Source organism: Streptomyces sp. NPDC050145, assembly GCF_044460245.1.
Taxonomy (GTDB): domain Bacteria; phylum Actinomycetota; class Actinomycetes; order Streptomycetales; family Streptomycetaceae; genus Streptomyces.
The window spans coordinates 26,687-39,005 of the sequence record NZ_JBITJS010000021.1 but is presented as its reverse complement, the minus strand read 5'-3'; the positions used below and the strand labels follow the sequence as shown (position 1 = coordinate 39,005).

At 70.8% G+C, this 12,319-nt stretch carries 12 protein-coding genes; 2 read left to right on the top strand and 10 right to left on the bottom strand.

All coding sequences use genetic code 11. The annotated features are described in order from the left end of the window. Positions 1–5: 5 nt before the first annotated feature. Positions 6–350 (bottom strand): DoxX family protein, encoded by a 345-nt coding sequence (locus tag ACIBTU_RS33170; protein ID WP_399130380.1) that lies wholly within the window; start codon positions 348–350, stop codon positions 6–8. Positions 351–474: 124 nt separating this feature from the next. Between ACIBTU_RS33170 and ACIBTU_RS33165 the strand changes: the two genes are divergently transcribed. After that, positions 475–1,026: a glycoside hydrolase family 25 protein gene (locus ACIBTU_RS33165; protein WP_399130379.1), complete on the top strand. Its 552-nt coding sequence runs from the start codon at positions 475–477 to the stop codon at positions 1,024–1,026. A 37-nt stretch (positions 1,027–1,063) separates the two neighbouring features. Here the strand turns inward: ACIBTU_RS33165 and ACIBTU_RS33160 are convergent, their stop codons facing one another. The 9 genes from ACIBTU_RS33160 to ACIBTU_RS33120 all read right to left on the bottom strand — a co-directional run bounded on the left by ACIBTU_RS33160 (position 1,064) and on the right by ACIBTU_RS33120 (position 9,876). Continuing rightward, a complete protein-coding gene (locus tag ACIBTU_RS33160) occupies positions 1,064–1,723 on the bottom strand; it encodes an NADPH-dependent F420 reductase (protein WP_399130378.1) in 660 nt (219 codons plus the stop codon). A 176-nt stretch (positions 1,724–1,899) separates the two neighbouring features. Next, positions 1,900–2,115 (bottom strand): EF-hand domain-containing protein, encoded by a 216-nt coding sequence (locus ACIBTU_RS33155; protein ID WP_399130377.1) that lies wholly within the window; start codon positions 2,113–2,115, stop codon positions 1,900–1,902. 72 nt (positions 2,116–2,187) lie between these two features. Beyond that, positions 2,188–3,102 (bottom strand): MerR family transcriptional regulator, encoded by a 915-nt coding sequence (locus ACIBTU_RS33150; protein WP_399130376.1) that lies wholly within the window; start codon positions 3,100–3,102, stop codon positions 2,188–2,190. 64 nt (positions 3,103–3,166) lie between these two features. After that, positions 3,167–4,384 (bottom strand): YncE family protein, encoded by a 1,218-nt coding sequence (locus ACIBTU_RS33145; protein WP_399130375.1) that lies wholly within the window; start codon positions 4,382–4,384, stop codon positions 3,167–3,169. Beyond that, positions 4,381–5,163, bottom strand: a complete 783-nt coding sequence (locus ACIBTU_RS33140) for a polysaccharide deacetylase family protein (protein ID WP_399130374.1) — start codon at positions 5,161–5,163, stop codon at positions 4,381–4,383. Before ACIBTU_RS33140 ends, ACIBTU_RS33145 begins: the two co-directional genes overlap by 4 nt. A gap of 327 nt (positions 5,164–5,490) precedes the next feature. Beyond that, positions 5,491–5,994: an ATP-binding protein gene (locus ACIBTU_RS33135; protein ID WP_188336764.1), complete on the bottom strand. Its 504-nt coding sequence runs from the start codon at positions 5,992–5,994 to the stop codon at positions 5,491–5,493. A 294-nt stretch (positions 5,995–6,288) separates the two neighbouring features. Next, positions 6,289–7,056: an enoyl-CoA hydratase/isomerase family protein gene (locus ACIBTU_RS33130; RefSeq protein WP_399130373.1), complete on the bottom strand. Its 768-nt coding sequence runs from the start codon at positions 7,054–7,056 to the stop codon at positions 6,289–6,291. Between the two features lie 243 nt (positions 7,057–7,299). Beyond that, the gene (locus tag ACIBTU_RS33125; protein ID WP_399130372.1) at positions 7,300–8,499 is read right to left on the bottom strand and encodes an Ig-like domain-containing protein; all 1,200 of its coding nucleotides are present in this window, start codon (positions 8,497–8,499) and stop codon (positions 7,300–7,302) included. 177 nt (positions 8,500–8,676) lie between these two features. Continuing rightward, entirely contained in the window at positions 8,677–9,876 is a 1,200-nt protein-coding gene (locus ACIBTU_RS33120; protein WP_399130371.1) for an Ig-like domain-containing protein, read from the bottom strand. 103 nt (positions 9,877–9,979) lie between these two features. Here ACIBTU_RS33120 and glgX point away from each other — a divergent pair, with 103 nt between their 5' ends. After that, entirely contained in the window at positions 9,980–12,211 is a 2,232-nt protein-coding gene (gene glgX, locus ACIBTU_RS33115; protein WP_399130370.1) for a glycogen debranching protein GlgX, read from the top strand. The last annotated feature ends 108 nt before the right edge of the window (positions 12,212–12,319 follow it).

Sequence of the window (12,319 nt, the reverse complement as noted above, 5' to 3'; positions counted from 1 at the left end):
CCGCCTCAGATCACGATCCGCAGCACGAGCGCGGCGACGGCGAGCGCAAAACACAACGCCCAGAAGCCCAACTGCCGGTCCCCGGCCAGGACATGCGTGGCCAGCGCCCCCACGAAGTACAGGACGAGCCCGGTCCCGGCGGCGACCCCGAGCCCCGGCACCACGAACCCGGCGAGCAGCCCGAGCGCCCCGGCCCCCAGCGCGCTGCCGAGCAGCGGGATCCAGGACCGCGGCACCCCCAGCTTGTCGGCCTGCTGCCGGGGGTGGTCGTGGCCGGAGAGGTTGGCGACGGCGGCCGTGCCGTAGAGGGCTGCGCCGAGGACGGTGACGGCGGCGTAGAACGCGTACATGGTGATCTCCCGTTCGAAGCTTCACCACACGGACGGACGGGCGCGCCCGAACGTGACATCAACCGTGCTCCGTTCGGGAACGATGTAGGTCCGACCTCGTCGCCCCACCGACCGGAGGCCTCGCATGCTGCGCGGAATCGATGTCAGCTCGCACCAGTCCACGTTCGACACCGACGGTCTGTCGTTCGTCTTCATCAAGGCGACGGAGGGGCGGTCCTACGTCAATCCGCGGCTGCCCTCCCAGACGAAGCTCGCCCGCGACGGAGGCTGTGTCGTCGGGTTCTACCACTTCCTGTGGCCGGGGAACCTGGCGGCGCAGGCCGAGTACTTCGTGAGCAAGGCGCCGGAGCGGTCCGGCGACATCCTGGCCGTCGACTGGGAGACGACCGGTGACGGCACGCACGCGACGAACGCGGAGAAGGACCGCTTCATCCGTGAGGTGAAGCGCCTGCGCCCGCATCACCGCGTGATCCTCTACACGAACCGCAACTATTGGCTGAACGTGGACACGACGTCCTACGCGGGCGACGCGCTCTGGATCGCCGACTACGTGACCGCCGGCAAGCCCCGCATCCAGGCCAGGTGGCGCTTCCACCAGTACACGGACTCGCCGCTCGACAAGAACGTGGCCGACTTCGCGAGCAAGACGGCGCTGCGCGAGTGGGCCACGCCCTGACGAGGCGTCGGAAGCGGGAAGGGGAACGGGACGCGGCTCAGGCGCGCCACTCCGCGGTGCGCTCCGGGGTCGCCGCGTCGAGCGCCTTGCGGACCGCGGCGGCGTCGGAGGCCAGGCCGTAGACGGGGGTGCCGGGCTGCTGGCGCCAGGACTCGTCCTGGCCGCCGGCGTCCACGGCGTCGAAGCCGATCTCGTCGAGGAGCGCGGTGACGACCTGCTTGGCCGCCGTGTCGTCCCCGGCGATCGGCAGGGCGACGCGCTCGGGGTCGCCGGCCGGGCGGGCCTTGTCGATGATGTCCTGGGCGTACGTCCCGTTGAACACCTTGACCACGTCGTGGCCGAGCTGTCGCTCGGTCCAGCGGCTCTCGGTGAGGCCCTCGTCCTCGATCCCGGTGATCTTCCCGTCGCGCTGCGGGTAGTAGTTGCCGGTGTCGATGACGGCGACGTCGTCCGCCGCGCTGCCGAGCAGCCCGTCGGGGAGCGCGGGCACGGCCTTCAGCGGGATGGTGACGACGACGACCCGCGCGTCCCGTACGGCGTCCTCGATGGTCGCGGCACTCGCCCCGGTCTCCTCGGCGAGGGCGCCCAGGGTGTGCGGGCCGCGCGAGTTGGCGACGTGCACGTCGTGCCCCGCGGCGGAGAGGCGCCGCGTGAGGTTGCCGCCGATGTTGCCCGCGCCGATGATGCCGATCTTCATGGTGATCCTGCCCTCCGGAGATGCATGCACGTGCATACGTATGGGCGGCAACCTCGGGCGCGGGCCGGCTATTCCGGGGTGCGGCGAAGTTTTCCCCGCACCGCCGTCAGCGACGACGCCGCGTCCGCCGGGGTGGTGCCCGGCGGACGCGGCGGAGCCGGTTCGGCGCTCAGCGCTCAGGCCTTGTTCAGGTTGGCCCAGAACTCGTCGAAGGACAGGACCTTGTCCCCGTTGGCGTCCTGCTTGGCGATGAGGGCCTCGGCCACCGACTCCGTGACGTGGAAGTCGCCCATCTGCGCCATGGCGCTCTTGTACTCGGCCGCCGTGATGAAGCCGTCGCCGTCCGCGTCGAACCGCTCGAACGCCTTGCGTGCCGCCTCGATGTCCGCCACCGGGACCACCCCTCGTTTACGTACTGCTGTGCCGCGCCGCTCGGGCGCGGCACCGGATTGACGGGGCCCAGATTATCGGGCCCCGTGCGCGCGCAGTGCGGCGAGTACCCAGGCGAACTCCGCCTCGTGCCGTGGCAGGGTCTCCAGGCCCCGCACCAGGGACACCAGGTCGCGGAACCGGGCGACGTCCTCGTTGGCCGCGGCTTCGAGGCGGGTGAGCACCTCGGCGCGGTCGGCGTCGCCGAGCAGGCCCCGCAGGACCTCGTCGGCCTGGGGGGACACGGGGTCGATGCCGCGCTCCAGGCTCTCGCCCGCCAGGTGCACGAGGCGGCTCATGAACCACAGCGAACTGCCGGGTGTCACGTCGGGGCCGCGGTCGGCGGCGTTGAACTCGATCATGCCGCGCATGTGGGCACGGAAGCCCTGGTCCTGCATGAGCTCGGCGAGCTCGACCCAGGCGTCGACCTGGGCGCTCGTGGGGTCGTCGGGCAGGTCGGGGACCATGACGCGCAGGCGGGTGCGGATGTCGGGGTCGGCGGTGTCCAGGCCGCCGAAGGTCTGCTCCATGAAGTCGTCGATGATGTGTTTGCGTTCTGCGGCGGAGAGCCGTGCGAGCTTGTTCATGAGGGCCGTCTCCTCGGCGGTCGAGTTGCGTTTCGCGACCGTCGACAGCACTGCCCTGTTCAGCCTGAGCGCCCGGATCTGGGCGTCGAGGGCCGCCACGTGGGCGGCGGCGACGGACGCGATGTCCTTCTCGCCGCCGACCACGTGCCGTACGTCGGCGAGGCCGAGGCCCAGCTCGCGCAGGGTGCGGATCAGTTCGAGCCGGGCCACGGACTCGGCGTCGTAGAGCCGGTAGCCGCCGTCGCTGCGGGTCACCGGGTGCAGGACGCCCTCGTCGGACCAGTAGCGGATGGTGCGCACCGTGAGTCCGGTGCGGCGTGCCAGTGCGCCGATGGTGAGCAGGTGCGGGCCGTCGTCGGTCATGCCGGGGAGTCTGGGCCTTCCAGTGGGTGGAGACTCAAGCCCACGATGCCACGGGGTGCGCGGGTCAGCGGAAGACGCCGGTGTGTCCGAGGGAGTAGCGGCCGGGCTGGGGGTAGACGGCGAGGCCGTGCGGGCCGGAGCCGACGGGGATGCGGGCGAGCTGTTTGCCGGTGCGGGTGTCGATGGCGTAGACCTCGGCGTCGTAGCGGCCGGAGAGCCACAGGACCTTGCCGTCGGCGGAGACGCCGCCCATGTCGGGGCTGCCGCCCTGCGGGAGGTGCCACTTCTTGGTGAGCTTGTTCTTCGTGAAGTCGAAGACGGAGATGGTGCCTTCGCCGCGGTTGGAGACGTACATCTCCTTGGAGTCGCGGCTGACGTAGAGGCCGTGGGTGCCCTTGCCGGTGGGCAGGAGCGTCGGCTTGGTGAACTTGTCGCCGTCGAGGACCCACATGCCGTCGGCCTCCATGTCGGCGATGTAGAACTTCTTGCCGTCGGGCGACATCTTGACGTCCTGCGGCATGGCTCCGTCGTAGGGGAGTTTCTGCTGCTGGACGACCTTCATCTTCGCGGTGTCGACCTTGAGGAGCTCGCCGCTGAACTCGCAGGAGACGATGAAGTAGCGGCCGTCGAGCGAGAAGTCGGCGTGGTTGACGCCGTAGCAGCTGACGGGCTCGCTGTGCTGGATCTTCATGGTGTGAGGGTCGCGGAAGACCAGTTGGCGGTCGAGCGAGGCCATGACGACGGCGTGCTTGCCGTCGGGCGTGAAGTAGAGGTTGTACGGGTCGTGCACGTCGACCGTCTCGCCGGCCTTGCCGGTCTTCGGGTCGATGGGGGTGAGGGTGTTGCCCTTGTCGTTGTTGACCCAGAGGGTCTTGAGGTCCCAGGACGGCACGACGTGCTGGGGCTGGCGCCCGACCTTGATCGTCTCGATGATCTTGTACGTCTGGGGGTCGATGACGGAGACGGTGTCGGACTCGGTGTTGGGCACGTAGACCCGGGACGGGAAGTCCTTGACGACCGGGGACAGCTTGTTCGGCCGGTCGGCGGCGTAGACGTCCTCGGGATCGAGGACGGGCGGCATCCCGGGCAGTCCGTCCACCTTCGGGGCGGCGGGCTTCACCGGCTGCGCGGGCTTCACGGGCTTGATGGCGCCCTGGGTCGCGTCGTGCGCGGGCTTCTCGCTGCCGCAGCCGGACAGGGCGGTGAGGGCGGCGGTCACGGCTGCGGCGAGCAGGACGCCGGTGCGGCGGGTGGTGGTCCGGCGGGCGGGGTGGGTGTTCACGTGAGCAGCTCCGTGCAGGTCACCGCGGCCAGGCCGCGACGGGAGAGGTGGTCCAGGAGGGGCGGGAGCGCGGCGACGGTGTCCGCGTATCCGAAGTGCAGGCTGACGACCGAGCCGGGGCGCACGGCCGAGGTGACGTTCTCCACGACGGTGTCGGCGCCGGGCGAGGTGAAGTCGAGCGAGTCGACGTCGTACGAGAGGACGTGCGGGTAGCCGGCCCGCTGGGCGAGGCGGACGACGAGCGGGGTCGCGGTCGGGGTGCGCGAGGGGCGGAACCAGGTGCCGATGGAGCCGGTGAGGCGGCGCAGGCGGTCGGCGCAGCCGGTGATCTCGGCGTAGGCGTCGGCCTCGGACATGGTGGTGATGCCCTGGTGGTGGAGGGTGTGGTTGCCGAGGTCGTGGCCGGCGTCGAGGATGCGCCGGGCCATGTCCGGGTGCTGGTCGAGCCAGGTGCCGACGGCGAGGACGGTCACATGGGCGCCGGCCTTCTCGGCCTCTTTCAGCACCGCGTCCGCGATCTTCGGGTCGCCCTGGCCGTGGAAGGTGAGGGCGACGCGGTCGCGGTCGCGGGGTCCGTGGGTGAGCTGGGCGGGTTGTCCGGGGAAGCGGCGCGGGGCGGGGGCGGCGCGGGCGGACTCCGGGGGGCGGGCGGGGTGGGCCTTGGGCGCCGGGGTGGCGGCGGGGTGCTCGTCGGCCGCGCAGCCGGTGGCGAGGGCGGCGGTGAGCCCGGCGCCGAGGCGCAGCGCGGAGCGGCGACGGATCGGTTCGGCCTTGGTCACCCGCCCATTTAAGGGGGAACCGATACAAAAGCCTCCTACCGACCCGGGGGCCTTAATGAATACTGGATGCCGGGTGTAATTTTTCTTTATTTACGAGGCTGACACGTGATGTAACCAATGATTCATTTGGTCGTTCCGGGCGTCCTGTGCCATCCTCGGTGGCACGACCTCCATTGACCCGGGCCGGTCGTCTTAGACGCCGCGAACGCCACCCCTTCTGTTCGCGGCGCACCACACGAAAGCCCCCGCGGCGCCGCACGACGGCGAGAACGGGGGCTTTCGTGCGTCCGGGCACCGACCGCGAGGCAGGGGCGGCCGGGTCACGTGTCAGCGGTCGGCGACGCGCATCTCGAACCAGGTCGTCTTGCCGCGGGGCAGCAGGTCCACGCCCCAGCGGTCGGAGAGCTTGTCGACGAGGAACAGGCCGCGGCCGGAGAGGTCCAGCGGGCGCACCGGCATCAGACAGGGCAGCCCGCGCGAGGGGTCGCGCACCTCCACCCGGATCCAGCCGCGCCGGCGCAGCATGCGCAGCCCGAAGGCGCGGGCGCCGGTGTGCCGGACCGCGTTGCCCACGAGTTCGGAGACGAGCAGGACCGCGTCCTCGGTCAGCTTCGGGGACAGACCCCACTGACGCAGGATCACCACCTGGGCGAGCCGGCGGGCGATCGCCGCGGACTCCGGACGGGACGGCAGAGCGACCTCCGCCTCGGTCGGGTTCCCGAACAACTCCAGCGCCTTCAGCGCGTGTTCGTCCTCGACCGCGGGAGACCAGCGCGCGGCGGTCGTACTCCCGTTCCGCCGCGGTTGTTCGACACCCTCAAGCCCCGCCATGCCCACCATGATGACTTCCCGTGGCCGGTCGTGGGGCCGTTCCGGCTGAATAAGCCCCCCGGAACGCCTCATTCCGGTGGGTCACTCAGGCATATGCCGTTGGCACTTAAGGTAAGCCTACGGCCCGCCTGACCTGGGGAAACGTCTCCAGAAGGGGCAGAATCGGTGCCCCGGGAGCACAGCCCGCTTAAGGTTCCCTTAAGGCGGAGATCATGCGCTCCAACGAGGTACGGAGATCAACTCCGCTTGCCCGAAGGCGAGTTGATCCCCGTACGTCAGGTGCTCCGGCGGCCGTCAGGCGAACTTGGCCTTGCCCGGACCTTCCTCCACGAAGCTGCGCATTCCGGTCTCCCGGTCCTGGGTCGCGAACAGGCCCGCGAACCAGTTGCGTTCGATGGCGAGGCCCGTCTCCAGGTCCGTCTCCAGACCGGCGTCGACGCACTCCTTCGCCGCGCGCAGCGCGATCGCCGGGCCCTGCGCCAGCTTCGCGGCCCACGCGTGCGCGGCCTCGAAGACCTCGGCGGCCGGGACGACGCGGTCCACCAGACCGATGGTCAGCGCCTCGTCGGCCCGCACCTGACGGCCCGTGAAGATGAGGTCCTTGGCCTTGGAGGGGCCGACCAGACGGGACAGCCGCTGGGTGCCGCCGGCGCCCGGGATCAGGCCGAGCAGGATCTCGGGCTGGCCCAGCTTCGCGTTGTCGGCGGCGATCCGGAAGTCGGCGCACAGGGCCAGCTCGCAGCCGCCGCCCAGGGCGTAGCCGGTGACCGCGGCGACGACGGGCTTCGGGATACGGGCCACCGCCGAGAACGAGTCCTGCAGGGCGCGGGACCGCACGACCATCGCCGCGTGGTCCATCACCTGCATCTCCTTGATGTCGGCGCCGGCCGCGAAGACCTTCTCGCTGCCGCGCACCACCACGGCCCGGATGTCGTCCCGGGCCGTGGCCTCTTCGGCGAGTTCCTTGATGCGGTCCTGGATCGCGATGTCCAGGGCGTTCATCGGGGGGCGGTCGAGGCGGATGGTCCCGACGCCGTCGGCTACTTCGAGGTGAACGGTCATGCTCCGCAGGTTAGCGGGCGTTCACCCTGTGGGGGGCGGTGCGGTTCGTCACGTGACCGTCCGCCCGGTGGGGGCTGGTCGCGCAGTTCCCCGCGCCCCTGAAATGCAGACGCTTCGCGTCGCATTTCCCCGACACGCGAACGCCCCTGAGATAGCGCACGGAGTGCGCATCTCAGGGGCGCGGGGAACTGCGCGACCAGCCCCCACCGGGGCCGCAGACGAATCAGCGGGTCGACACCAGGGTCACTTCTTCCAGTCGGCCCAGGACATGTTCCAGCCGTTGTAGCCGTTGTCAGGGGCCACCGTCTGGTCGTGGGAGTTCTTGACGACCACCACGTCGCCGACCATGGAGCGGTCGAAGAACCAGGCCGCCGAGACCTTCTTGTCGTAGCCGCCGCGCACATCGGCGAGGCCCACACAGCCGTGGCTGGAGTTGACGTTGCCGAAGGTGCCGCCGCCCCAGTAGTTGCCGTGGATGAACGTGCCGGAGTTGGTGAGGCGCATGGCGTGCGGGACGTCCTTGATGTCGTACTCGCCGCCGTAGCCGACCGTGTCACCGTTCATCCGGGTCACCCGGAGCCGCTCGCTGATGACCATCTGCCCGTTCCACGTGTCGTAGCCGGGCTTGCCCGTGGTCACCGGGATCTTCTTGATGACCTTGCCGTCGCGCTCGACGGTCATCATGTGCTTCTTCGCGTCGACCGTGGAGACCTGGCTGCGGCCGACCGTGAACTTCACGGTCCGCACCTGCTTGCCGTAGACCCCGTCGCGGCCCTCGACCCCGTCCAGGTTCATCTTCACGGTGACCTTCGTGCCCGCCGCCCAGTACTTCTCGGGACGGAAGTCGAGCCGGTCGTTGCCGAACCAGTGGCCCTCGACGTCGACGGCCGGCTCGGTCTTGATCGAGATGGCCTTCTCGACGTCCTCCGGGTGCGTGATGCCCCGCGTGAAGCGCACCGAGAACGGCATGCCGACGCCGACCTTCGAACCGTCCTCAGGCGTGAACGTGCCGACGAACGTGTTCTGCGGGGTCAGCGTCGTGAACGACGAGTCCTTCGCCGACTCACGGCCCGCCGAGTCCTTCGCCACCGCATGGACCTTGTACTTGGTCGACGCGGCCAGGTGGTGCGCCGGCGTCCAGCTCGTGCCGCCGCCCGTGATCTCGCCCTGGACCGGATTTCCCTTGCTGTCCTCGACCTCGACCTGGGACAGGGTGCCCTTGTCGGCCGTCACCTTCAGCGCGCCGCTCGTGGCCACGCCGCCCGCGCCGTCCTTCGGCGCGATGGTGACGACGGCCTCCGAGGGCTTGTTCGCCTCGGCCGCCTTGTCCGCTTTGCCCTTGCCGTCGCTGCCCGCGTCCGAACCGCCTCCACCACCGCACGCGGTGACCAGCAGCAGCGCCGCCCCCAGCAGAGCCGCCGATATCGGTCGTCGCCCGTTCAAGATTCTGTTCTCCCCTCGCACGGCCTCGGTCTCAAGGCCCGCACTCCCCGCGCGTCCGCGCGCGCACTGCGAAAGATAACCACACGACCTGCGGAAACGGATCCCCGTGTTATGTCACCGTTCCGTCCCAACCGGCCCGCGGCTCCCCTCCCCCGCAGTTTTCCCGGCGCGGGCCCGCTATGAACGCGCGGAACCCGCCTTCCACTTGGACCAGCCCAGGTTCCAGCCCCCCAGACCGTTGTCCGGCGCCACCTGCTTGTCGGCGCTGCCGCGCACCTCGACGACGTCCCCGACGAGCGTGCGGTCGAAGAACCAGCCGGCCGGTGTCAGCGCGCTGCCGCCCTTCACGTCCCGCAGCCCGACGCACCCGTGGCTGACGTTGCTCGACCCGAAGACGCCCTGGGACCAGTAGTTGCCGTGCAGGAAGGTGCCGGAGTCGGTGAGCCGGATCGCGTGCGGCACGTCGGGGATGTCGTACTCCCCGCCGAAACCGACCGTGCGGCTGTTCATACGGGTGACCTCGAGCATCTCGGAAACCACCATCTTCCCGTTGTACGTCGTCGAGCGCGGCGCCCCCGCCGTGATGGGCAGGGTGTCGAGGAGCTCCCCGTCCCGGCGCACCTCCATCGTGTGGCTCTTGGCGTCGACGAGGCTGACCTGACTGCGGCCGACCGTGAACGAGAACGTCTTGCGCTGCAGGCCGTAGACGCCGCGGGCGCCCTCGACGTCCCGCAGGTCGAGCGCGACGGTGACCTCGGTGCCGGGCTTCCAGTACTTCTCGGGGCGGAAGTCGAGCCGGGTCTTCCCGAACCAGTGCGGGGCGACCTCGACGGCCGGGCGAGCGGTCACGGACACGGCCTTCTCGACGGCCGCGCGGTTCTCGATCTCCCGGTTGAACTCCAGCTTCACGATCATGCCGGTGCCGACCGTGGCGCGGTTCTCGGGCGTGACGTAGCCGATGAACCGCTCGGCGGGGACGGCCGTCGTGAACGTGGTGTGCCGGGCCGAGCGGCGCCCCTCGTCGTCGACCGCGACCGCGTCGACCGTGTACTTGGCGGCGAGGGCGAGCCGGCCGTCACCGGGCCCGGTCGGCCGCCAGGTCCTGCCGTCGTCCTCGAGCCGGCCCGGCACCGGCTCCTCCTGGGCGTCCCGCGTCCGCACCACCTTCACCGACTGGAGATGTCCTTCGGGGACCTCGACGCGGAGCCCTTCCCGCGTGCTCACCCCCCGCTTCGCGTCGTCCGGCGACACCCGGATCAGGTCCTCGGACGAGCGCGGCTTGCCGAGCTCCTCGTCCACCGCGTCGCATCCGGCGAAGATCAGTACGGCGGCCAGGGCCGCCCCTACGCGCCGCGCGCGCCTCACAGCTGTTCTCACGCCAGCCCCAACGACGGGCACCCCGCCGGGGAAACGTGCGTGCGAGCCCGGAGCCTCTGGGCAGAACAACTGGAGAGCCCCACGAGCCGCGGGAGGCCGACAGGTGTCGAGCGCAGCCGAGCAGGAGGCGGTGCCCGCCCCGGCGCCGTTCGGGAGAACGCGCGGGCGGACCCCGCCGGTGGAACCGATGTGGCCGGGCACGCCCGCGCCGCTCGGCGCCCGCCACCGGGTCGGCCCGGACGGGGTCGCCGGCACCAACTTCGCGCTGTGGGCGGGCGGCGCCGAGTCCGTCGAGCTGTGCCTGTTCGACGCCGAGGGCCGCGAACGGCGCTCCCCGCTGGCCGAGTCGACGCACGAGATCTGGCACGGCTTCGTACCCGGCGTACTTCCCGGACAGCGCTACGGCTTCCGGGTGCACGGCCGCTGGGACCCGTGGACCGGCGCCCGCTGGAACCCGGCGAAGCTGCTCCTCGACCCGTACGCCCGTGCCGTGGACGGGGAGTTCACGCTGCCCGCCGCGGTCTACGGCCACGTACGGGACTGGCCCGAGCAACATGTCGCGGACACCGTGCGCGACGAGCGGGACTCGGCGCCGTACGTGCCCAAGGGGGTGGTCGTGCACGACGACGGGCCCGACGACCTGTGGGCGGACGACCGCCGGCCGAAGACGCCCTGGGCCGACACCGTCATCTACGAACTGCACGTGCGCGGCTTCACCCGCCGGCACCCGGACATCCCCGAGGAGCTGCGGGGCACGTACGCGGGGCTCGCGCACCCGGCGGCGATCGAGCACCTGGTGCGGCTCGGGGTGACGGCCGTGGAACTGCTGCCGGTGCACCAGTTCGCCCACGAGGACCATCTGCTGCGGCGCGGGCTGCGCAATTACTGGGGCTACAACTCCGTCGGCTACTTCGCCCCGCACGCCGGGTACGCGGCCACCGGCACCGGCGGGCAGCAGGTCGGCGAGTTCCGGCGGATGGTGCGGGCGCTGCACGACGCGGGCATCGAGGTGATCCTCGACGTCGTCTACAACCACACGGCGGAGGCGGGCGAGCTCGGCCCGACCCTGTCCCTGAAAGGCATCGACAACCGCGGCTACTACCGCCTCCAGGACGACGCCCGACGCTACGCCGACTACACGGGCTGCGGCAACACGCTGCACGTCGTCCAGCCGCACGTGCTGCGGCTGATCACCGACTCGCTGCGGTACTGGGTGACCGAGATGGGCGTCGACGGCTTCCGCTTCGACCTCGCGGCGGCCCTGGCCCGTTCGATGCACGACGTCGACATGCTGTCCCCTTTTCTCGCGGTCATCGCGCAGGACCCGGTGCTGCGCCGCGTGAAGCTGATCGCGGAGCCGTGGGACGTGGGCTCGGGCGGCTATCAGGTGGGCGCCTTCCCACCCCTGTGGACGGAGTGGAACGACCGCTACCGGGGCGCCGTACGGGACTTCTGGCGGGGCGCGCTGCCCGACGTACGGGACCTCGGGTACCGGCTCTCGGGGTCGAGCGACCTGTACGCGTGGGGCGGGCGGCGGCCGTACGCCTCGGTCAACTTCGTCACCGCGCACGACGGTTTCACGCTGCGCGACCTCGTCTCGTACGAGCGCAAGCACAACGAGGCGAACGGGGAGGGCAACCGGGACGGGACGGACGACAACCGGGCCTGGAACTGCGGGGTCGAGGGCGAGAGCGACGATCCCGGCGTACGGGCCCTGCGGCGGCGGCAGTTGCGGAACCTGCTGACGACGCTGCTGCTGTCCACGGGGGTGCCGATGCTGGTCGCCGGGGACGAGTTCGGGCGGACCCAGGGCGGCAACAACAACGCGTACTGCCAGGACAACGACACCGGCTGGGTCGACTGGAGTCTCCTGGAGGAGCCGGAGTGGCGGGCCCTGTTCGACCTCGCGGCGCGGCTGATCGCGCTGCGGCACGCGCATCCGGTGCTGCGGCGGCGGGCGTTCTTCTCGGGGCGGGCGCGGGCCCAGGACGGGTTGCGGGATCTGGCCTGGTTCACGGTGCGGGGCGAGGAGATGACGGAGCGGGACTGGTTCGCGCCCGCGTCCACGTTGGGCATGTACTTGTCGGGCCGCGACCTTCCCGGGCGGGACGCGCGGGGGCACGCCGTGCGGGACGAGAGTTTCCTCGTGCTGCTGCACGCGGGTGAGGGGGCGGTGTCGTGGGTGCTGCCGGGTGAGCCGTGGGGGCGGCGCTACGAGGTGCTGGTCGACACGGGGGTGGAGGCGGGGGTCGTCTCGCCCGGGGTTGCGTGTGCCGGTGGCGCCGAGCTGACGGTGGAGCCCCGCACGGTGTTGTTGCTCCGGGTTGTGGAGTAGCCCGTTCGTCTGCGGGTCCGGTGGGGGCTGGTCGCGCAGTTCCCCGCGCCCCTGGAGATGCGCACTTCGTGCGCCATCTCCATCGGGGCGGTGCCCCATCGGGGAAAT